Below are 24,083 nucleotides of genomic sequence, written 5' to 3'. Positions count from 1 at the left end.
ATGCACCAGGGCAGGTTCCCTATCGTAAATTAATTAATTCCCGATGATGATAATCGTCCATTAGTTGTTTTAAAATTTGGTGCAAAGGTACTGCTTATGATTCTATTAGCTGTTAAAAGCCTATTTATTTTTTCTCTACAAAGCGCGCGTCAGCTTCCAAAACGTGTCCGCACTTATTGCAGGTACGCAAATCTTCCGAGTTATAGAAGTGCTTAAAGTGAGGTAAAAAGTCTTTTTCTATATCATGAAGTTCAAAATATACTTCGTGCAATTTGTTGTTACAGTTTTCGCAGAACCATAGCAAACCATCTGTAAATCCACGGCCTGCACGTACCCTTTCTATCACAAGGCCAATTGACCCCTCGCTTCTTACCGGGCTGTGTGGCACTTTACCCGGATGCAGATACATATCTCCGGCATGCAGTTCCATTTCCTTACGTTCACCTTCATCCTGAACAATAACTTTAATGCTGCCCTCTAACTGATAAAACAGCTCTTCCGTTTCATTATAATGGTAATCTTTACGGGCATTAGGCCCTGCAACAACCATTACAATGTAATTGTCTGACAATGGATAAATATTTTTGTTACCTACCGGTGGTTTTAAAAGATGGCGGTTATCGTCTATCCATTTGTTCAGGTTAAAGGGTTTCATGAGTGCCATGAGAAAGGTTTTTGAATTGAAGTACTAAGGTACGGAGATATAAATAAAAAAATATGATAAAAACCGACTCTTTGAACTTTTGATGCTGACTGGTTCAAGACAAAAGAACTTATTATATAACGTAATATGATTAAAAGCCAGTTAGAGATTTTTCGACTACGCTGCGCTGCGCTCAAAATGACATCGCCTCCATTTATTTCACGATTTCTTTTATCAAATACATATATACCGGAAAATGATCACTAAACCCTGCTTCCCCATAACGGTTACGCAACGGATAGCCACGGTACTTGCCTGTTGGCTCGCACAGGTACACTTTATCAAAAATGCCTGCTTTCCAGTATCTGAACGAAGTATAGTCTTTAGAAACCAGCGAAGGTGTGATAATGATCTGGTCGAAAAGATCCCACGCGTTGTTATAGGCAACGGTACCTTTACCTTCCCTAGAAATGGCATCCATAGGGTTAAAGAGATCGCCGGGTTTAAGGTTATCTTTAAAACGTTTGGCGTTGAGTACTTTTGTAATGCTGTTGTTATAAGGCCCATCGTTAAAATCGCCCATCGTAACGATCTTCGCATTCGGATTGATACCCGTAAGCGAATCTATGATCTTTCGGTTTAAAGCAGCCGCAGCTTCCCGTAGCGGACTACTCTTTTTCTCCCCGCCATACCTCGACGGCCAGTGATTTACAATAAAATGAATTTCATCATTCTCAAGCATTCCGCTTACCAATAACTGGTCCCGCGTAAAAAGTGCGGGAGCAGGCTTTTTCTTTTTTCCTTTTACCAGCTTCTTATCTGCCGGAAGGCTATCTTTAATAATCAACGGTATGTTTTTATAGCTTGTAGGCCTGAACGATGCTTTTCTGTACAATAATCCAACATCGGTACCACGGGAATCGCGCGAATCAAAATGTACAATACCATATCCCTTTTCTATAAGCGATTGCTGCTTTAGCAAATCTTCTAATACGCGGCGGTTTTCCAGTTCGGCAAGCCCGATGATAGTTGGAGCTTCGGTATTTTCATCTCTCCCAATATCAGCAAGCACCCTGGCAATATTGCTTAGCTTGGCACGATACTTCTCCCCCGTCCATGCATAGCTGCCTTTCGGCAGAAATTCATCATCGCCATAGCCCGAATCGTTTATGGTATCGAACAGGTTTTCGGTATTGTAAAAAGCAATGGTATGTATTTTAAAACTGCGTTTTTGACTTGTGGCAGAAAGTGAAAACAACACCAATAGGACTGCAAAGATTCTGTTCATGTAAGATTTTATTCCGTTTTTTACAGCACTAAAGTAAATAATATATTTAATTATTTACTTTTGAAGACCATTAACCCAACCAATAAACCTTTTAATGCGTAGACTGCTACTCATTCTGTTGCTGCTTCAGGCTATGACCCTGCAGGCACAGCAAACGGCATCTGTACTTGCTAAAGTAATCGACTACAAGACCCAGGAACCCCTGCCCGGAGCAACAGCCTCGCTGCAAAGTAACGGACGCGAAGTTTTAACTAATGCCGACGGCTTTTTTGTACTTGATAAAGTACCCGAAGGCAATCAGTTTCTTACTATATCGATCACCGGATATATCCCGCAAAACTTTAGCCTTAAAATTGTTGCAGGACGTGCGCTAGATCTAGGTATAATTATACTTGAAGAAGACATTACTTCTGAACAGCAACTCGGACTTATAACCCTTACAGATAATGACCTTGCAGATGGCAACAGCGGATCTGAGAATTCAGCCGGATTGTTGCAGGCGTCACGCGATGTGTTTCAGCAGGCTGCGGCGTTCAACTGGGGGCCGGCCCGTTTTAAGATGCGCGGACTGGATACTGAATATGGTTCGATACTTATAAACGGCATCACCATGAACCGACTCTACGATGGCAGGCCGCAATGGGCCAATTGGGGCGGGCTCAATGATGCGACCCGAAATCAGGAGTATACTACTGCAACTGCACCCAGCGATTATACTTTTGGAAGTTTATTAGGTACACAGTCTATTAACACAAGGGCATCGTCGTTTAGAAAAGGATTACGTTTATCGTTTGCCGGCACAAATACATATTATAATTACAGGGCAATGGTTACTTATGCTTCAGGGCTTAATGCCAAAGGATTTGCTTATGTGGTCTCGGCATCGAGAAGAGGTGCCAATGAAGGTTATTTTGACGGTACCAACTACGGTGGAAATTCATTATTTCTTGCTGTTGAAAAACGTTTCAGCGACAAGCACAGTCTTAACTTTACGGGTATCTATGCACAAAGCGAGCGCGGACGCAATTCACCTAACACGCAGGAAGTAACAAACATTGCCGGAGTAAAGTACAATGCATATTGGGGCGACTTTAATGGTAATAAGCGCAATTCACGCAACAAAGATGTAGAAGAACCTATACTAATGCTGAATCATTATTGGAAAATTGACAATAAAACTACGCTAAACACCAACATTGCCTACCAGTTTGGGAAAATTGGCAACAGCAGGCTGGATTATCAGTACGCTCCAAACCCTGACCCTACATATTATACTAAAACACCTAATTATTTTGATGATCCTGCCGAAGCCGCCTCCGCTCCCTTTTTAACCCAAAGGCAACTAAATTGGCAGTCTATGTACGACACCAACAGGCTTTCGCCCGATGGCAGGAGTAAATATATCGAATACGAAGACCGTACCGATGATAAAACCTTTACAGCAAGTACAATTTTGTATACCCGCCTATCATCGGCAATTACGTTTAATGCAGGCACTAGCTATAAAAGGCTGAAATCGCACAACTACCAAAACCTGACCAGCCTTCTTGGCGGTCAATATTTTCTGGACATAGACCATTTTTATTATGGCGATTTTTCCCAGCCCGACTTAAACCATCCTAACCGCCAGGTAGGCGAAGGTGATACTTTTGGCTACAATTATAACTTGTTTGCCAATGTGCTTGATGCCTTTACACAGTTCCGATTCAGTTATAAAAAGGTGGATTTTTATCTGTCTCAATCATTTAGCCATTCGGCATATCAAAGAGTAGGTTTATATCGAAATGGCTTATATCCCGGCAATTCTTTCGGTGAAAGCCAAAAAACAGTCTTTGAAAATTTCGGATTTAAGGGTGGACTTACCTATAAATTCAGCGGCAGGCATTTGTTTGTATTAAATGCGTTGCGCCAAAGCAGGGTACCGTCGCTACGCAACACTTATTCTAACGCAAGGCTTAATAACGTGGTGATGGATAATATTACCAATGAAACATTATCAAACATAGATGCCTCCTACATACTGCGCATGCCAAAGTTAAAAGCACGTTTTACGGGTTTTTATACTACGATAGAAAATGCATCTGAAACATCTTCTTTTTATGGTGAAGGTATTTTTGAAGGCGACGATGCCGATGCATTTGTTGCCGAAAACGTAACCGGAATTAACAAACGCATGATGGGTATTGAACTTGGTACAGAATATCAGCTTGCGCCAACAGTTAAGCTAATGGTTTCGGCGGCTTTGGGTACTTATATTTACAGCAACAATCCTAATGTATCGCTTAACAACGATGCACTGGCAATAATAAATGGCGATGACGGTAATCCTATTCCTAATCTGCCGCTTACCACGACAAACTTTGGTAAAGCCTACCTTAAAAATTATAAACTTTCGGGCATGCCACAACAGGCGATATCTATAGGTGCAGAATACCGCGACCCAAACTACTGGTGGATTGGTGGAAATGCGAACTATCTTGCCAGTAATTATATTGATGTTTCGGCATTACTGCGAACACAGCATTTCTTTGAAAACCCAGACAGCCCCGGAAATGTGTTTGAAGATATCGATGAAAACCGCGCACGCCAATTACTGAATCAGGAAAAATTTAATGCTTTTTACCTGTTTAATGTAGTAGGTGGCAAATCGTGGAAAGTAAAGCGTGGCATATACCTTGGTTTTTTTGCCAGCGTAAATAATATATTCGATACAACGTATAAAACTGGCGGGTTTGAGCAGGCACGCAATACCAATTATCGGGAACTGAACAATGATATAGCAGATGGTACGCCATCATTCGGACCGAAATATTACTACGGTTACGGGCGCAATTATTACATTAATGTTTACCTGAATTTTTAAGTTATGAAACAACTTCTATTTATAATTTCCCTTCTGATAGTAATAATCATTCCCATAAGCTGTGATGATGATACGTCGCTGCCTCCTTACACATCGTTGTTGTATCTTGAAGATTTTGAAACTGCCGAGAACAATACCATTTTAAATACAGAAGGCTTTACAAATAGTGCTGAGACCGGAACAATGTTATGGACTGAACAAAAATATGACGGGAATGGCTACACCGAATTCCTGAATGATACAGATTCTCCATCTGCCGCATGGCTGATTACTCCCCAGATAGATTTAGGAGATAGTACACGCACATTACATTTTCAGTTGGCGCAGCATCACATGCCTCAGGAAGGTAGTAAACTGGAAGTATTTATTTCTATAAATTATAACGGATCGGATATTACTGCAGCGCAATGGATTCCGCTTCAGGCAAAAACACCAACAATATATACCGAATGGTATAAGTTTATTTCATCGGGAGAAATAAGACTCGACGGATATCAGGGTAAAGTCTACATTGGTTTTAAGGCCACACACGCTACCAAAGAAGCAGGTTATTATTTAGATAATGTGAAGGTATATTAAAATTGAAAAACCCGGAGGCCGATAACTTCCGGGTTTTTCAATTTATAAGCACTATAAAGCCCTTAGCGGCTCTGTTTTAAGATCATCATGTCATTGTTTACAATTATTGACTAAACGCTTCAGTCGCAGCCTGTGTGTCTACAGGAGTACTTTTATCGTTAACCATCTTACCTACTCTGGAAATAAGGTAAACTGATATTAACGTAACGCCTGCTATTACATAGCCGAGCGTGTCGTAATGCTGTAGAGGACTCGTCTTGGTTTCCTGTACTACAATGTAACCTGCACATACCGCTGCAATGCCGCCCGCAATTTGCTGTAACGATGAGGTTATTGCCATGTAAGCACCACGGTCTTTCATTTCGGGTATTGCAGTGTTAAGTGTGGTTGCGGGAATCATTCGGCTCATTACCCCCATAAACATAACCATATTGATAAGTATTACTTCCCAAAGCGGCACATGGCTTAAGTTGGTATATACTAGTATTGTTATAATAGATATAAACGAACCAGCAGTAAATAATCTTACTTTGCTAACCTTGTCACTCAGCTTGCCAACCAATGGCATAATGAATAATACAGATAATCCTGTGAAGAAATACACAGTTGGAAGATCTGCCTGTGGGATTCCGATATTATTGATTAAGAAGGCACTCCCGAAAGGCTGAAGCATGAACCCGCCAACCGAAAGAAAAGCAATCGCCGTAAAACCAATTTGATATTTTTTATTGTTTAAAGTATGCCAAAGGTGAAGAAATGCATTTTTGTCGGCCTGCAACGCTAAATGTTTGTTTACCGGCTGAAGCTTAATAATTACACCCAGCAGTATTAAGACACCAATAGCTGCTATCATTAAAAAGGCCGAATGCCATCCCCAATGGTTAGCGCAATACAACCCGATTGGAATACCCAATATCTGGCTGGTAGCAAACGCCATCTGTATAAAGCCCATAACACGGCCTCTTTGGTTTAGTTCAAACAGATCGGTTACGATAGCCAGCGATACCGACCCAATTACACCTCCAAATAATCCTGTAAATATACGCGCCGAAAGCAGCGTCCAGTAATTGGTTGCCATTGCACAGAATATCGTTCCGATTATAAACCCTGTATAAAAAAACACCAATAACTTTTTACGGTCAAACTTATCGGCAAATCCTGCCGCCAGTAACCCCGATGCTCCTGCACTAAAGGCATATGCCGATACAGCAATACCAAATTTTGCAGGTGTCATCTCCAGGCTTTTCATAAGGATATCGCCCAGTGGTGAAATTATGATAAAATCGAGTATTATAGTAAACTGCAAAAGTGCCAGCAACGCAATTATAAATTTCTGATATCCGGTAAAAGCGGGGGCTTTAATTTTCTCCTTTTTCATTTTTTTGATTGATGATTGAACTTTGATGATTATAATTGATTATGGTGTAAGTGCTTTTATTACCTGGTTAAAAGCCTGTTCCATTTTTTCTTCTGAAAGTGTAAATGGCTTTCCCCCTAACGATTTGCCTTCACGGTGAAAATTAAGTAGTGTATATAACGGTCCGTAAGCTATGCTCCAAAAAACATCGAGCGGCAGTTCTACCAGTTGCTTATTGCGAATTGCATTTTTAGTAAAGCCGTCCAGTAATTCTTTAAACTGACTCAGCAAGCCCGATTTCATTATCGCTTCGGCATAGGGCGTGTGTTTCATAGCTTCAAAACATTTTACCTCTACCGGGTTTTCAATAGCAAACATCGCACGGTTTTGCCATTGTTTCCAAAGCCCTTCTTTAAAAGTCATATCCGAAGAGAAATCTTTTATAGCCGTTGTAAAAAACTGCTCGCCTATTTTACTGCCTATCTGAATAATAAGATCATCCTTATCTTTGTAATAGATATACAATGTAGCTACAGATATATTGCAGGCTTTAGCAAGCTTGTTCATACTAAAGCCCTGAAGCCCGTCATGCACAATCTGTTCAATGGCTTTTGCTATAACAAGCTTTTCTTTATCGGCATCCCGTGTGCGCATTCCAAAATTTTTTCGACAAAGATAACTCAATAAATGAATGATCGTTCATTTATTAATGAAATATTTTGATGCGCTAAAAACAAAAAACTCCCGCCAATGGCGGGAGTTTCTATATAGGTGGATAAAGGGTGTTTATCGTATCCCGTCTTGATTATTTCTTAACGATGATAAACTCACTTCTCCTGTTTTGTGCATGCTGCTCTTCTGTACAGTCACCACCACAGTTTACCTTAGGCTGGCTCTCGCCATAACCCTGGCCTGAAATACGGCTCTTAGCAATACCTTTTGAGATTACATACTGAACTGTAGATTTTGCCCTGCGGTTTGATAAGTTCATGTTGTACTTGTCTGAACCTCTGCTATCAGTGTGCGATTTAGCCATGATAACCATTGTTGGGTTAGCTTTCATTGCCTCAACTAACTTGTCAAGTTCAAATGCGCCTTCCCTCGTTACATTGCTCTTATCGAACTCAAAGTAGATATCGTTAAGTACAACGTCTGTTGGTGTTACAATGGTTTCAATTGGGTCAAGGTCTGCTACTACGTTTACAACACCGCCGTTTGTCTTAGCTACAGGGAAGCTGCCATTAGCATAGCCTTCCATGGATGCCTGAACTGTGTAAGCCCTGTTACAGTCAATGCTGTAATCTACCTTACCGTCTGCACCTGCTGTCCTTGTCTCAATTACGTTGTTTCTCTCATCAAGTATTGCAACTTTAGCATTGCCAAGTACTTTTCCTGTTTTCTTGTCCCTTACAAGTACAAGTGCCTCTACACCACATACCGGTGTTGCAAGGTAAAGCTTGTCTACACCTGTACGGTTACTTGAGAAGAAACCGATGTTTTTTGTCGTGTTGAAGCTAAAGGCGAAGTCGTCTTTCGGTGTGTTTACCGGTGCCCCTACGTTTGTAGCTTCTGTACCTTTGTTAAGGTCGATTACAAATACATCTAACCCTCCAAAGCCTTTTGGCCTGTCTGATGAGAAGTATAGCTTGTTATCATCTGTAATGAATGGGAAGCTTTCTTTACCTTCTGTGTTTACTTTTGGACCAAGGTTTACAGGCTCACCATAGGTGTTGTCTGCTTTTACCTCTACCTTCCAGATATCCTGGCCACCCATTGTACCTGTCCTGTCAGAGGAGAAGTAAAGTGTTTTACCGTCTTTGCTGATCGATGGGTTTTGTGTTGACCATTCTTTGCTGTTAAAGGGTAGCAATTGTGCCTCGCCCCATTTGTCGCCTTCTTTTACGGCTTTGTAAAGGAACACCTGCCCTAATTTAAGGTTCATTTCCTTATCTCTCTCAAACTGCTTCTTCTCGTTAAAGCTCTCGCTGTTAAAGTACATTGTCTTGCCATCGGCGCTGATTGCCACAGGGCCATCATGCCATTTGGTATTTACCTCTGATACCGGTACCGGCTCACTGAAGGTGCCGTTTGCATTGTAAGTTGAGGTATAGATGTCAAGGAATGGCTCTTCGTTAGTTCCGTATTTCTTTCTTGCCGTGTTACGGGTTGATGAGAAATAGAAGCTGTTATCATTTGCAAGCACACCACCGAATGATCCGTATTTGTCATCATTGATGTCCAATACTTTCTCATCAAACAGTTTTGTTTGGTTCTTTAGTTTTGGAAGGTAGTTAGGGTCCTGGTTGAACAATACTGCCCTTTGGTCTGATGGTGCTAACAATGCAAATTTCTTCATCTGAACGTTGGCCTCCTCATACTTGCCTTCTGCCTTTAGCATTTGTGCGTAGCGGTAGTATGTCTCTGAGTCCTGTTGTGTCTCGGTTGCCTTAGCATACCACTGCACTGCCTCTTTTGAGTTGAATATGTTATAATAGCTGTCAGCTATCTGCTTGTAAACATATGGGCTGCCATCCAGTTTCTGGTATTCTTTGGCAGCATCCATATAATCAAGGCGTGCGTATAATTTATCGGCTCTTTCGGTTTCTTTTGTCTGCCCTGTTACAGCCATAGTGGCGAGCATAAAACCAAGTGTAATGTATAGATTCTTCATTTTCTTAAGTCGCTTTTAGGTTTAGAAATAACGTGGTGAACGTGATACTTTTTTAGGGAAGTTCAGGTCAAACAGTAATATTACCTCGTGTGATGCAGGCGTAGTTACATTAAGGTCTGACACGATGTGGTCATACGCATAACCTATCCTTAGGTTTGGTGTAATGGCAAAGTTTACCATTCCTCCAAAACTATCATCAAGCCTGTAAGTTGCCCCTATCTCAAAACGCTCAAAGAATAAGAAGTTTAAAGATCCGTCTACTGATGGTGATACATCAAATGATGATTTTAACATGAATGATGGCTTCATCTTTAGGTTATCGCCCAACTGGAATACATAACCTCCCGTTAAGAAGTAATGTGATGTCTCTGATCCGAATTGTCTTGTACCATTAACATCCCTGTAATCAAGGTGCTTGCTCTTAAGCATGTTTGGTACCGAGAACGCTAAATAATACTTCTGTGTGTAGTAAAAGAAACCTGCACCTACGTTAAAATACGTCCTGCTGATGTCTTCGCTAAAGGCAGGGTCGCCCGGTTGTGGTACGTTGTCACGTCCAATGTCTGTAAATAGTCCTACTTTGTGGAAAGTAGCTCCCGCTTTTAATCCTAATGCCAAACGGTGCTCGCCACCTAAGTTTAGCGTATAAGAGAAATCTGCGTATGCATTGGTCTCTTCTACAGGGCCAATCTTGTCATTGATAACTGATAACCCCAAACCTACGTTCTTGCCTACAGGGCTGCTCCCTGAAAAGGTCATCGTAGTGGGTGAATCTTCAATGTCAACCCACTGCTTACGGTATAATAACCCGAAAGATAGGTTTTCCTTACTACCGGCGTATGCCGGGTTAATCACGTTCATGTTATACATGTACTGTGTGTAATGAGGATCCTGCTGTGCAGTAGCATCCGCAAGGCCGCCCAGCGCCAATAGTGCTGCAAGGTAAAGTTTCTTCATGTAATGTGTGTTATGCTATGGTTTTGGGTAAAAATATAAAAAAAAGACAAACCCTCACTATGTAGCGAGGGTTTGTCCATACTTTTTTTTATAAAATGTTGTTATTCTTCTCTATTGATATAAACCCATCCGGTTTTAGACTCACCGTTTGTACGTTCTACCATATAGAAGTATGTACCTGTTGGCAGTTCTTCCGAACCACGTCCCTGTCCATGCCATTCATCTTTATAGTTATTCCTTGAATACACTTCCTGTCCGTAACGGTTGAAAATAACAAGCTTTTTAACACCAAGTCCGCTCAGGTCAAAATTGTCATTCAATCCATCGTTGTTAGGAGATATACCACGTGGTATATCGCAGGTTGTACTTATTACAGGGAATACATCTTCAGAAACACATCCATCTGCACTTGTAACAACTACAGTGTAATCTCCAATCACTTTCGGGAATATTTCGCGATCTGTAGCCGTAAACCCTCCGGGACCTGACCATGAATATGTAGCAGTATCGATGTTAAATGAACCGTTAACATCAACTACTTCAACAGAATAAGTGTTTCCGTCGCATCCATCAGTAAAGCCAAGGTCAAAAGAAGTGTTGTTTAATACTACCTCAACACTTTCTGTATGAACACAATCTCCTCTGGTTACAGTTAATGAATATGTACCAAACTCAGTAGCGATAAGACTACCTGTGTTATTTGCAATAGGATTACCGTTTAGAGTCCATTCATAAGTAACGTCTGCATCTGTAAAGTTTGCGTTATTAACGTTTATTACAGCATTTGATGGCTGACAAACATTGTACGGTCCACCAAGATTGAATGCCGGTGTTGGAGTAATAGTTACTGTAAATTCGCTTTCAGCAAAACAATTTGTATTTCCTTCAATAAAGGCGTATACATAAATGGTTTGTGTAGAAGTAATAGAAGTACCTGCTGCTATGACATCTCCCTGTCCGCCCGGCTGAGTGCGATATTCATTCTGGAAGCTTAGTGCCGGAAGCACATATGCATCACAACGAACCTCATCTGCCGGAGCATCTGCCGTAGGTATCTGAGATACTTTTACAATAAAGCTATCTTCAGCAGAACAGCTGACAGACTCTTCGTATACAAAAATCTCATAGGTACCAATCGGCATTGGGGTAGTAATGTCTATAATAGTACCAAATCCGTTAGGGCCACCTGTAGCAGTGTAATACACCTCATTTGCTGCCGGTGCAGGAAGCGTATACGTTCCACATGCAAGCACATCTTCTGTACTTGTATTAATAACCGGTTTCTGCTCTATAGTTACTATGAACGAGCTTTCACTTGTACACGTAGCCAGATCCGTCGATACGGCATACACATAAATTGACTGCGTAGCAGTAATAGGCTGCGTAGGATCTATTAGAGTTCCAGAACCTGTAGTCCCGCCAGGAGCAGTATAATAACTGTTGTTGGCGCTCGGCACAGGTAGTAGATAGCTTTCGCATTCTGTTACATCTGGCTGGGTATCTGCAACCGGTAGCGGTACTACAGTTACAGTTGTTGTAGCTGTACTTTCGCACTCATTTTTAGTTACGACCACTTTGTATTCTCCGGCTGCCGAAACAGTAATAGACCTTGTTACGTCTGGTAGTAAAACACCATCCAGTGTCCACTCGTACGTTGCCTCGGTTTCATTAAAGTCGCCCGGCGTTACAGAGATTATAGTTGTACTGCCCTCGCAAATAGATACGTCCGGTGTTATTGTAAATACAGGACCCTGATTAGATACAATTACCTGGAATGATCTTGTAATAAAACACGGCTCTGTACCTCTGCTAACTCTTACCCAAATGGTAGTAGTTACATCTGTAACAAAAGTGCTTGGTATGTTATCTACATTATCTATTGCATTTTGCTCTGTAGCAAAGAATGTTACATCATATCCTGCCGGATTAGCAAATAAATCGGCAACAGCATCTGTAAGTTCAACTGTAACTTCACCACCATTACCACATTTAGTAATGTCTACCGGATCTGTATCAGGAACTATTTGTTCTGTTACAGTTAAAGAAAACTCACTTTCCCTAACAATAGTTTCACCGTTACATAAAGAATATGTTGCACGGGCAGTCATAACAGTTGTTCCTGTTTCGCCACATACATTAATATCTTTATCTGTACTATACGATTCTCCGTTCTTTAACCACTCAAAGTTAACCGTTGGAGTTCCGTTTGGTGTAAACCTCCATGCTTCCGGTGTAAGTACAGACCAGTTTCCTGTATTTCTTCCCGGAGGAATAACTGCAGCAGTTCCTGTTGCATTCTGAATACCAATAATTCCTCTACCTGCTTGGTGTGCGTTACAAGGAACCCTTCTTTTTACATATACTTCAATTATATTAGTAACTTCATATATTATGATCTGAGAACTTTGCGCTCCAACAGTCTCGTCTGAATTACACCCATACTGAGCCAGCTCATTAAAGCTAACTACAAGTGCACGACAAGGGTAATTACCCAACACCTGATAATTGATGTTTGGTGCGGTAAAATAGTTGAATATTGAAGGATCTGTATCCTGCATTACACCATATATAGCGTTACTAATTTCTCGCTCAACAAAATCTGTATTAGGTGCCTGTTCCGGGAATATGTATCCACTTCCCTCACCTGAATAATGGTCAACGTTAAAGCTTACAAGGCCATTTGCACCAACCTGTGCTGAGTTATAAGAATTACCATAGAAACAAAATTCAAACGGTAAATCAATTTTCGGCGACCAGATATCATCACTTCCTACAGGTAATGATGTACCACCAAGCGTAGGGAATGGAGGGTTAAACGGAATGCTTTCTACTGAATAAGATGTTGTTTCTGCTGCTGCTGTAAAATAGTTTGCAGAAAAATCTACACACACATCTTCACCAGAGCATATTAAATATTCTGTATCGGGTGCAATAATTTCAAGATCCTTATCTAACACCACTACATCTGCACAAGCAGGCGGCGTAAATATCGAGAACTTAAGAGGTCCTGACCAGTAGCTCTGATCATCAGTACCACAAATAGCTCTTACATAAAACTCGTAAGGAGTGCTCGGTGTAAGGTTAGCGTAAGTATAACTAGGCTCGCTTACACTAATAATCTCTGGAGTAGACCCCGGAGCTGCCGGGAAACCAGTTCCCTGAACCTGAACAACAATTTCCCATTGTGTCTCTGCACCACCAGGAGTCCAACTTAATTCTGTTGTGTTTGGCGCGTTAACAACATTTTTACTTGCAAGACTTACAGGCTGAGGACATGTAATATCCTCGCAGAAGGCAATACCTGTATATAACAATGTGTTTTGATCTGAGTTTAAAGTATTCATAGGTCTTCTGAAAACTGTTTGCCCATTAAACGGATTAACAATTTCCAATCCTATTTCGTCAGAATCATATCCGTCAGGACCCCAGAATACTTCATAAGGTAAACCTTTACATAGTGTTAATGTTACTGTAGTAGGCCCTGCTCCTGTAATCTGAGGACCAAGCACTCCTACAACAAAACCACCTTGGCTCACAGTAATTGTATTGGTATTCCAGCCGTCTCCGCCACCGTCAGTAAGTATAAAGTTAACAACACACTGCTCCTCTACCTCGCAAACAGTTGTTCTAAATTCAATTGGGCCAGACCAACGGCTTTTGTCGCCGGGGCCGCATATCGCCCTTACATAGAACTGATAGTTTGTTGCTCCTTGTAAATTCCCTAACACATAAGGTTTAGAAGATGCAATTTCTCCAACTGTAGCAGTTGTTGGTATTGGCGATCCTACAGGAACGGCGTAAACTTCCCACTGGCTCGCAGTACCCTGCTCTTCCCAATTTAACCTGGCTGTGGTTACACCAACCTGGTCTACAACTAATGCTGTAGGCTTAGGGCATGAGTAGGCTTTTACTTCAATATTATCTACAGCGCCGGCAGGTTGCGCACCGGTACTGTTATTTGCTTTCCATTCAAAGACTATTCTTCCTGTCTGCCCCTGATAAGCAGCCGGAAGGGTAATAATAGCATCTGCATGTGTCCACTCTGCTTTTTGATTATAGTTTGTTCCAATCTGAATTCCGTTAGCCGGAACGATCTGAGTTCCAGGTACAGGTTCAAATGTCGCCGGCACAAACCATGCCCTTAAATAATCCTGAGCAGTTTGTCCCGCCGCTCTCCAATCAAAAGCAATATCAAGCTGAGTAGTTCCTGCAGGAATATTTATATCTCTATAAACGTGCGAAACGTTTGCAGTTGTTATGGTATAATTGTTTGTTACACCTCCATCATTACTTATGTAAAGTGAATGAGTTGCACTACTGCTGGTAGCAGTACCATAGTACCATTTGTCTACCTGAGCACCACTGCTTAACGCAAAGCCATGAGTAGGCTCTTCAAAGTACTGAGCATAAGGCATGTTTACTGGAACCTGAGGCGTATTAAAGTTTATAGGCCCTGTCCAGATACTTGTACCATCTCCTCCACAATTACTTCTAACATAGAAAAAGTAGTTGGTTGAATTTGGTAAATTCAATGTTACAGTTGTTGCACTGGTATTACCAGACTCTACAGTGTCTTCTGTTGGGAGCGTAGCACTGGATGTGTAGTAGTAATCGTAAGAAGCTGGTGCTCCCGATGCCGGTGGCGACCACGTAAATGTAGTACCTGCCGTGGTATTACTTGTTAAAGCAAGTGCAAGTGGCTGAGGACATTTTACTACCGATAATTTAATATTATCTATTGCCGCTGGAGACTGGTCTCCGTTAGAGCCATTATTTCTCCACTCAAATACGAGTCTTCTCACCTGTCCGCTAAAACTTGCGGCTCCAATAATAGACTGTCGTGTTTTCCAGATTGTAGAACCTGTAAAATTACCGCCATCTATAGGAATACCACCACCACTATTAGTAGCCGTTATTTGCGTTCCGGGAACTGGTGAATAACTTGCGGGAACAAGCCATACCCTAAAGTAGTCGTTTATTTCGCCTATACTTTTCCAGTCGAACTGAAGAAGAAGCTGGTCTGAGTTGTCAGGTATAATCACGTCTCTGTAGGCGTGTACTACAGATGCCTGGTTAATATTATATGTATTAGTAGAACCATTACTACTAATGTATAACGAATTAGGAGCACTGTTGCTTGTATCAGACCCTACTATCCATTTATTAACCTGAGTACCATTACTCAATGCCCAATTGTGAGCGCCGGTATCAAAGTTCTGAGAATAATCTATAGTAGCAGGAGTTTGTGGTGAAAGGAAACTTACCGGAGGTGCCCATAAACTGGTTCCGCCAGATCCGCAATTACTTCTTATCCATACCGTATAATTTATCGATTCGCCAAAACCTGATATTGTTGCTGTTGTTACACCTGTTACAGAACCTATTGGCTCGGTAGCATCTGTAGGAGGAACACCGGTTGTATTATAATAATACTGGTAGCCTTCAGGCACAACAGTTCCCGCAGGAGCCGTCCATGTAAATGAAGCAGATCCCGGAGCCGTAGAGGCAATCGTTAAGCCGGTTGGCGCAGGACAAGAAACAACCTTAAGGTTTATGTTGTCTATAGCTGCTGCTGGCGAAGAACCTCCAAAACTGTCATTTATCCATTCAAAAACAAGTCTTTTTGTAGTATCAGGCCAATCTGTAGCATTAAAAATAGTACTTACAGTAGACCACGTAGTGCCATTTTGGCTATATGAACCTATCAACTGTCCACTCGAAGCACCCATCGCCGTGCCGGCAGTTGGTGTAAAAGTAATAGGCACAAGCCATACTCTTAATCGGTCTGAAGTACCCTCTCCATTGGCTTTCCAGTCAAAAGTAAGGCTAACCTGATTTGAAGGGATAGTTTGCGGCATTTTTATATCTCTGTACGCATGTGTAACAGAAGACAACTCTACATTATAGGTATTTGTTGTTCCGTTAGTATCAGAAATATATAATGATGATGATGGACTATTGCTTGTAGCAGTACCAACATACCATTTATTAGGCTGAGTACCGTTATTTAAAGTAAATCCGTGAGCTCCGGTATCAAAATTCTGGCTATAGTCCATATCCGCAGGAATCTGCGGTGCATAAAAAGTTAAAGGACCTGTCCAATAACTTGTATCGGTATCACTACAATGTGCTCTTACATAAACATAATATGCTGTTGACGGTATAAGCGATGGTATAGTATATGTAGTACCTGCAATACCATTATATGATGGAACAGTAGTTGTGGTAGGAACTTGCGCCTGATCTGTAGTTACAAACAAATCATACGTCGGAGGAACAATTGCCGGCGCTGTCCATTTTACAACAGCCTGACCAATTGCCAAAGAATCAAGTGTAAGCGCTGTAGGCTGAGGACACGTTACTAATGATAAATTAATGTTATCAATAGCCACGGGAGGCTGAGTTCCCGTAAAAGTATCATTTCTCCATTCAAAAACCAGTCTCATTACAGCACCGTTCCATGCAGCGGGGGCATTAAATACTAAAAGTGAGTTGGACCATTCAGCCTTAGCACTAAAGTTGCCGCCTATCTGCATACCGTTGCTTGTAGTTATCTGAGTACCAGGAACAGGGACATAGCTCGCAGGAACCATCCATACCTTTAAACGGTCAAATGACGATTCGCCAATCCCTCTCCAATCAAAGCTAAGGCTCAACTGGCCAATAACGCCCGGCATCTGTATATCTCTGTAAGCATGAACAGTTGACGCTACTGTTGTAGTATACTCATTTGTTGTATTGTTGTTTGTAATAAACAACGAATTACTAGTTATACCTGTAGTTGCATCTGTACCTAACTTCCAAACATTTGTTTGCAAACCATTACTGATAGACATACCTGCATTGCCATTTTCAAAATTTTGAAGATATGGCAGACCGGTAGGTATCTGTGTAGTTGAAAATAAGAATGGACCTGCCCATGGGCTGTATGAAGTACCGCCCGGACACGTTTCTCTTACGTAAAATTCATATGTCGTAGCAGGCTGAAGTGATTGTCCCCCAACAGTCTGCGTTGCATTATAACTAGGTGTACCTGTAACCGGCACCCCGTTACCTGTTGGTAAGCCAGAGTTTAACGGCTGTACAGCTACCTGCCATGCATCTATGCTTGTTGCAGCTTTAGTCCAGGTTAGGGTTGCAGAGCTACTTGTAGGAGTGTTAAACACGCCTAGAGTTGGCTCTGTACAAAACACCTGTTGTATAGTTAGTCTGTATGGTGTAGTCGATGCCGATGATCCTGAAGAAACAACAATAATATATGTTGTATCTGCATCCAATGGCATTGAGGCTATTTTAGCACCCCCTGCCGAACTTGAAGTAACAACAGCTCCATTTAAACATCCTGTAGTTGCCTGAGATAAATTAGCGCAACTTGCAAAAACAAAAACTCCTGCAGAGGTAACACCATTTTTAATTTCTATGTTATAATTACCCGATGTACCCGGAGTATAAGAATACACAGCATCGTTACCCGAAAGGTAATTACCCGAAGTATTACATCCGGCTGCACCTGTAGCCTCATACATATCTGCATAATTTGCAGTATTATCTGTGGTAGTATATGCATTTGCCGGAGGAATTACAATAGGCAAAGCACAGGTTTCACCTAAACACCGCGTGGAGAAAAACAACACATTAGTCCACGGGCTGGTTCCGCCGTCAGGACATACCGATCGTACAAAGACCTTATAATCTGTACAAGGCTCAAGACCTGTTTTTGTATATGGAAGCGGTCCCATCACAATATCTCCTGATGTAGGAACTGCATCAATTTCTTTAGCAATTGCTACCTCCCATTTGTTAGACGCCGCAGCATCTGTCCATGTAAAAGTTGCAGTAGTGTCTGTTGCAGCGGTATTAGAAACGCCTGTAGGCGCAATACATAGCGCCGAAACTTTTACGTTATCTATAAACCACTGATCTTTAAAGTTACCTTCCATTACAAAGGCAACACGAACATTAGTACCTGCCGGCCATAATGTATTGGCAGGAAGTGCATAGGTTAATTCTTTCCAGACAGTTTGTTGTCCGGGCATTAACTGGCTTTCTGTATAAGGGCTGGAGCCAAATATCATAACTCCCTCATCCTGAATTTTATCAACTGTCATATCAGCCGGGTTACCGGTATCCTTAACAATATAAATTCTGAATAAACTTCCCTGGTCTCCCTCTGTAAATAACCTCGACTGAAATCTCAGCTCGGCATTATTAACCATAGGAAAAGCACTGCTTACAAGCCAGTCTGTAGGAATTGCACCTGTTGGTGGGGCTTCTTCCCTTCTTATGTAGGCAGAGTAACCCGTACCGCCATAAGGTGGTTGGGTAGGAATACCCGGCACAGTACGAGCCCAGGTGTAAGTAGGTCCATGTTCATTGATTACAATCCAGTTAGGCGGGGCCGCGGGAGAGCCGGTCCAGGCATCTTCAAACTGATACTCTGGCAGCTGGGCATACGCAAAAAAGGACATCAATGACACAAAGATCATCAAAGTAATTTTTTTCATAATTTATGGTTTAGCTAAATTTAATCTTCAAATTTAAAAAAATATAACATATACATAACATTTTAGTGAAATTTAACACACTTTCTGAAAATTCCCATATTGCTGGGGAAAATATCAGTATTGAGCATATTTTTCGTAATTTTACATTTTTATAACAATTTTATGCTTGAAAAAGAGACAGTTAAATTCGAAAAAACGGTAGTTGCAGGTGTTATAACCCAAAACCAAAGCGAAGAAAAACTAAATGAATATCTTGACGAACTTGAGTTCTTAACTTTTACTGCAGGTGGAGAGGTAGTAAAACGTTTCTCTCAAAAGATGGAACGTCCTAATCCTAAGACCTTTCTGGGAACCGGAAAAATTGAAGAAATAAACCTATATATTAAAGAGAATGACATCTCTACAATAATTTTTGATGATGAGCTTACACCCGCTCAGCAAAAAAACTTAGGCCGAATTTTTGACATCAAGGTACTGGACAGAACAAACCTTATTCTCGACATCTTTGCACAGCGTGCACAAACGTCGTATGCGCGTACACAGGTAGAACTTGCACAATATCAATATTTATTGCCAAGACTATCGGGTATGTGGACCCACCTTGAGCGTCAGCGTGGAGGTATTGGTATGCGCGGACCCGGTGAAACTGAGATTGAGACAGATAGACGTATTGTTCGCGATCGTATATCATTACTTAAAGAAAAAATAAGGACAATAGACAGGCAAATGTCTGTACAGCGCGGTAACCGTGGCGCAATGGTAAGGGTAGCATTAGTAGGATATACCAATGTTGGCAAATCTACACTTATGAATGTTATCAGTAAAAGTGAGGTGTTTGTTGAGAACAAACTTTTTGCAACGCTTGATACCACCGTTAGAAAAGTGGTTATTAAAAACCTTCCTTTCTTATTATCTGACACCGTAGGTTTCATTAGAAAACTACCTACCCAGCTTATCGAATCGTTTAAAAGTACACTGGACGAAGTTCGCGAAGCCGACCTTTTATTACATGTTGTAGATATTTCGCATCCTGAATTTGAAGACCATATTGCATCGGTAAACCAAATATTGCAGGACATAAAAAGTATTGATAAACCTACTATTATGGTTTTCAATAAAATTGATGCATACAAACCGCTTACTATAGATGCCGATGATCTTATTACAGAAAGGACAACACGCCACTATTCTTTAGAAGAATGGAAAGCTACATGGATGAGTAATGTAGGTGAAGAAAATGCATTATTTATTTCGGCTACAAACAAAGAAAACTTCGAAGAATTTAGAGAGAAGATCTATGAGGCTGTACGGGAAATACATATTACACGTTTTCCTTATAACAAATTTCTTTATCCTGACTACAAAGACAATCACGCCGAAGAAAAAGACGACGAATAAATTTTATAAAAATAAATGCCCGCAGTTGCGGGCATTTATTTTTATATCAAATCGTTAAGGTGCTTATAGTTACTTTTTACGGTATCCAGAACCTCATCCATCCGTCCACCTAATATAAGCTTACCCATACTTAAAGCGTAACCTTTAACCTGATCCCATTCTATTTTAGGCGGCATGGCCAGCGATGCAGGGTTGGTCATTACATTTATAAGTACAGGCCCTTCTTCTGCAAAAGCTTTTTGTAAAATTTCAGGCAATGCACCGGGATTATGAACAGTAATACCCGTAAAGCCCATAGCCTGCGCTATTAAAGCAAAATTGGGGTTAACCATATAAGTCTCGTTATCCGGCAATCCCTGTACTTCCATTTCCAGTTTTACCATTCCTAATGCCCTGTTGTTAAACACAACGAGTTTTATAGGCAGGTTATACTGTTTTATAGTTGCCAGATCGCCCAGCATCATAGAAAGGCCACCATCGCCACAAAGTGCTATTACCTGCCTGTCAGGGTAGCTTAAAGACGCCCCAATTGCCATAGGCATGGCATTAGCCATAGACCCATGATTAAACGAACCCAACAACTTTCTTTGCCCTGTAGCATGCAGGTAACGCGCACCCCATACACAACACATACCGGTATCTACCGTAAAAATAGTATCATGATTGGCAAGGGTATTAATTGTATGTGCCACAAATTCGGGTGATATCTTGTCTGTTTCACCCTGATCTTTAACATATATATTCTGGTTCTCTTTTACATGATCGTACAGTTTTAGCTGCGCTTTTAAAAAACTGTCATCTGTATTTTGATTTAAAAGAGGCAGCAACGCCTTAATAGTATCTTCAATTTTACCGCAAAGTCCCATTTCAAGCTTAGCACGTCTACCTAGTTTCTCAGGTTTGTCGTCAATCTGGATAATCTTGTTTTTTAATGGCATAAAAGCCTGGTACGGAAAATCGGTACCCAACAGCAATACAACATCTGCTTCATGCATGCTGTGGTAAGCCGATGGCAGCCCTAATAAGCCTGTCATCCCCACCTCATACGGATTATCATATTGAATATCCATCTTGCCTCTAAACGAGTACCCTACAGGCGCATTTAGCAAGGCAGCTAGCTGAACTACCTCATCGTGTGCTTTGCCCGCGCCTATACCACAAAAAATAGTGGTTTTAGCACTACTGTTAAGCACATCTGCAAGTTGTGAAAGTTCAAAATCTGAGGGACGTATCACAGGGTTGTTCCTGTAATTGTGCATAGCTGTAACGCTTTCTTCCGCCGGAAGGGCAGATACATCTCCGGGAAGTCCTAAAACCGCAACCCCTTTATTATGTATAGCATGCTGTATCGCCGACTGAAGCATACGCGGAACCTGTCCTGCTGTAGACGCCACTTCGTTATAACACGAGCAATCGTCAAATAAGCGTATTGTGTTGGTAGACTGAAAGTAATCGACACCAAACTCGGGAGTATTTATGGTAGATGCAATGGCAATAAGTGGCGCGCCCGTGCGGTGGGCATCATATAAACCGTTTATTAAATGTACATGTCCCGGTCCGCAGCTGCCTGCGCAACAGGCAAGTCCATCAAGTTCAGCCTCGGCAGCAGCAGCATAAGCACCTGCCTCCTCGTGGCGAACGTGTATCCATTTAATTTTGCCGCTTCGCCTAACAGCGTCATTTAATTCATTTAGGCTGTCGCCCGTAACTGCATATATTCTTTTTACACCATTTTCAACCAGCATCTCTACGATTTGGTCGGCTACTTTTTTTGCCATAATTGTAGTATTTAAATTACCGTTAAGTTACAGATTATAAGACTACAACTGTGTAATTTAACGTTATTTAATACAATAACAAAGCCCGGAAGGGTTAATTCTTCCGGGCTTTACTATATATCGTTTTCGGTTGTTTAGAATCCGTAATTGGCTGCAACACCAAACACCTGCCTAACCTGCAATCCCTGATAAGCATTATCATCATAAATCATCTGGAAAGATAAATTTGTGGTTAGATAACGGTTAATACGCATTACTATATTAAGCTGGTAGTTAACATCTACATTCTGCGGATCTTCGAGATAGTTAGAATATAAGCCTAAAATGTTTTCAAAAGTAACATTAGCAATAACATCGAGTTTATAGTATAACGATGCGTTAAAACCAAGTTCGTAACGCATGGTTTTACCTTCTTCTACACCAAAATAAGCTTCGTCAGGCAATGTAAATGAAGCATCTACAAAAGTAAATTTAGATGTTGCCGGCGAAAGGTTGAAATTGAAATTATCATCCTTTTTATACAACATACCCGGACCAACCATTAGGTAGGCAGGCGAAAGAAAGTTTGTAAATTCTTCTCTTTGTTCCGCGCCGTTATCGTCTCTTGTATAGTTATATCCTTTGGTAAATTGCGTCCTGAAATTTAAAAATGCCGAATAGTACCATCTTTCTGTAGCCCTTTTACCAAGCACTGAATTAATCTCTAAACGGTCATCTGTTTTTTTGGCAAATGCCGAAGTTTTGGTCTTTACAATACCGTATGAAGCGATTACTTTATTATCCCACGACCAGTCTTCTTTTTTATAATTAAAATCATAATTAAGACCCAGCGTACCGGATATATTGTTTTCACCCCCTGCTATCCAGTTATCAAAAGTTGACTGGTTAAACAGTAATGAGGCATTGCCCTTAGTTGTCCACGGACCTATAGTGTCCTGCACCGGAGCGGCATCCTGTGCATTTACTACCACTATGCTCCCCAGGCTAAGCAGTAAAAGTATCTTTTTCTTCATAATTAATTGCTGTTTACACAAATATAACTATAAATTAAAAAAGCCCCAAGCAAGCCCTGTTAAATCCCTATTTTCTTTTGTACAAAGGCACAGACGAACACGCCTCTCCAAACATAAGGCTCTTAGCGACAGGCATAAGCTTTTGGGTAGCCATTACATAGGCTTCCTGCGGAACAGGTTTTTTAGAACAACCCTTAATGATAACAGGCTTACCTTCGTACTCACTGTAATCAAGGTTATTAAGTATCTCCTGATAAATTTGGATATTTATATCTTCCGCCCTGCCCTGAACCACCTTCTTAGCATATGGCTGAAGGTAAGTAGTTATAAGCATATAAGCCCAGGCAGGCACTATAGCATCTGTACTGCAATATAAAGATGTAAATTTACCTTCATACTGCTGCCAGTCATGGTTTTTTAGAGTGTCACGGAATTCTTTTTCGCGAAGCACAAAACCTTCCCATAACCAGCCCGATATATCTATACCAACACGTTCGCCTGCCGGATAATAATCTTCAAGGTCAAATACCTGAAGGACACTATTGGCAACGCGGTTTATAATTTCCTGTTCTTCCATTGTTTCTGATTTAAGGTTTTTACTCCTAGTAGATAGCATAGATAATTAAATAGAGATTCTTCGACTACGCTGCGCTGCGCTCAGAATGACAGAGCGACAATACTATAAATCGTTACTGTAACCCTATCACAGCATTCCAAGTTCCAGTTTTGCTTCTTCGCTCATAAGGTCGCGGCTCCATGGTGGATCAAAAGTAATTTCAACCTCAGCGGCAACAACTCCTTCAATTTTTCTTATTTTTTCTTCTACTTCCATCGGAAGGCTTTCCGCCACAGGGCAGTTAGGCGATGTAAGTGTCATAAGTATCTTAACTTCATAGTCTGTATTTACCATAACATCGTAAATAAGCCCAAGTTCGTAGATATCAACCGGAATTTCAGGATCGTATATTGTTTTTAGCACCTTAACGATGTCTTCTCCCAATTGTGCAGTGTCTATTTCGTGTTCCATAACAG

At 41.2% G+C, this 24,083-nt stretch carries 14 protein-coding genes; 3 read left to right on the top strand and 11 right to left on the bottom strand.

Annotation, left to right across the window (positions count from 1 at the left end; genetic code table 11):
* Positions 1-124: 124 nt before the first annotated feature.
* Both ALW18_10480 and ALW18_10475 read right to left on the bottom strand, forming a co-directional pair.
* Positions 125-664 (bottom strand): 3-hydroxyanthranilate 3,4-dioxygenase, encoded by a 540-nt coding sequence (locus ALW18_10480; protein ID AOE52898.1) that lies wholly within the window; start codon positions 662-664, stop codon positions 125-127.
* Positions 665-857: 193 nt separating this feature from the next.
* On the bottom strand, positions 858-1,931 hold the full coding sequence (locus ALW18_10475; protein AOE52897.1) for an endonuclease: 1,074 nt from the start codon (positions 1,929-1,931) through the stop codon (positions 858-860).
* 94 nt (positions 1,932-2,025) lie between these two features.
* On the opposite strand from ALW18_10475, the gene ALW18_10470 reads away from it, so the two are divergent.
* On the top strand, positions 2,026-4,794 hold the full coding sequence (locus tag ALW18_10470; protein AOE52896.1) for a TonB-dependent receptor: 2,769 nt from the start codon (positions 2,026-2,028) through the stop codon (positions 4,792-4,794).
* A 3-nt stretch (positions 4,795-4,797) separates the two neighbouring features.
* Positions 4,798-5,373, top strand: coding sequence for a hypothetical protein (locus ALW18_10465; protein ID AOE52895.1), 576 nt, complete (start codon positions 4,798-4,800; stop codon positions 5,371-5,373).
* Positions 5,374-5,476: 103 nt separating this feature from the next.
* On the opposite strand, the gene ALW18_10460 is transcribed toward ALW18_10465, so the two are convergent.
* From ALW18_10460 to ALW18_10440, 5 genes are all read right to left on the bottom strand, one after another.
* Positions 5,477-6,751, bottom strand: coding sequence for an MFS transporter (locus ALW18_10460; GenBank protein AOE52894.1), 1,275 nt, complete (start codon positions 6,749-6,751; stop codon positions 5,477-5,479).
* A 39-nt stretch (positions 6,752-6,790) separates the two neighbouring features.
* The gene (locus ALW18_10455; protein ID AOE52893.1) at positions 6,791-7,384 is read right to left on the bottom strand and encodes a TetR family transcriptional regulator; all 594 of its coding nucleotides are present in this window, start codon (positions 7,382-7,384) and stop codon (positions 6,791-6,793) included.
* A gap of 151 nt (positions 7,385-7,535) precedes the next feature.
* Positions 7,536-9,401 carry a cell envelope biogenesis protein OmpA gene (locus tag ALW18_10450; GenBank protein ID AOE52892.1) on the bottom strand — a complete coding sequence of 622 codons (1,866 nt, stop codon included), beginning with the start codon at positions 9,399-9,401 and terminating at the stop codon, positions 7,536-7,538.
* 21 nt (positions 9,402-9,422) lie between these two features.
* A complete protein-coding gene (locus ALW18_10445) occupies positions 9,423-10,358 on the bottom strand; it encodes a hypothetical protein (protein ID AOE52891.1) in 936 nt (311 codons plus the stop codon).
* A gap of 101 nt (positions 10,359-10,459) precedes the next feature.
* Complete coding sequence (locus ALW18_10440; GenBank protein ID AOE52890.1) at positions 10,460-18,862, bottom strand: hypothetical protein; 8,403 nt, start codon at positions 18,860-18,862, stop codon at positions 10,460-10,462.
* Positions 18,863-19,024: 162 nt separating this feature from the next.
* Here ALW18_10440 and ALW18_10435 point away from each other — a divergent pair, with 162 nt between their 5' ends.
* On the top strand, positions 19,025-20,260 hold the full coding sequence (locus ALW18_10435; protein AOE52889.1) for a GTPase HflX: 1,236 nt from the start codon (positions 19,025-19,027) through the stop codon (positions 20,258-20,260).
* 41 nt (positions 20,261-20,301) lie between these two features.
* Here ALW18_10435 and ALW18_10430 read toward each other — a convergent pair whose 3' ends face one another.
* The 4 genes from ALW18_10430 to ALW18_10415 form a co-directional block, all read right to left on the bottom strand.
* Complete coding sequence (locus ALW18_10430; GenBank protein ID AOE52888.1) at positions 20,302-22,038, bottom strand: pyruvate dehydrogenase; 1,737 nt, start codon at positions 22,036-22,038, stop codon at positions 20,302-20,304.
* 134 nt (positions 22,039-22,172) lie between these two features.
* A complete protein-coding gene (locus tag ALW18_10425) occupies positions 22,173-23,051 on the bottom strand; it encodes a hypothetical protein (protein ID AOE52887.1) in 879 nt (292 codons plus the stop codon).
* Between the two features lie 67 nt (positions 23,052-23,118).
* The gene (locus ALW18_10420) at positions 23,119-23,628 is read right to left on the bottom strand and encodes a hypothetical protein (GenBank protein AOE54383.1); all 510 of its coding nucleotides are present in this window, start codon (positions 23,626-23,628) and stop codon (positions 23,119-23,121) included.
* Between the two features lie 126 nt (positions 23,629-23,754).
* Positions 23,755-24,078 (bottom strand): FeS assembly SUF system protein, encoded by a 324-nt coding sequence (locus ALW18_10415; protein AOE52886.1) that lies wholly within the window; start codon positions 24,076-24,078, stop codon positions 23,755-23,757.
* Positions 24,079-24,083: the final 5 nt, after the last annotated feature.

This window comes from Flavobacterium psychrophilum (assembly GCA_001708385.1).
Lineage (GTDB): Bacteria > Bacteroidota > Bacteroidia > Flavobacteriales > Flavobacteriaceae > Flavobacterium > Flavobacterium psychrophilum_A.
This window is presented reverse-complemented; position numbering and strand designations above follow the sequence as displayed.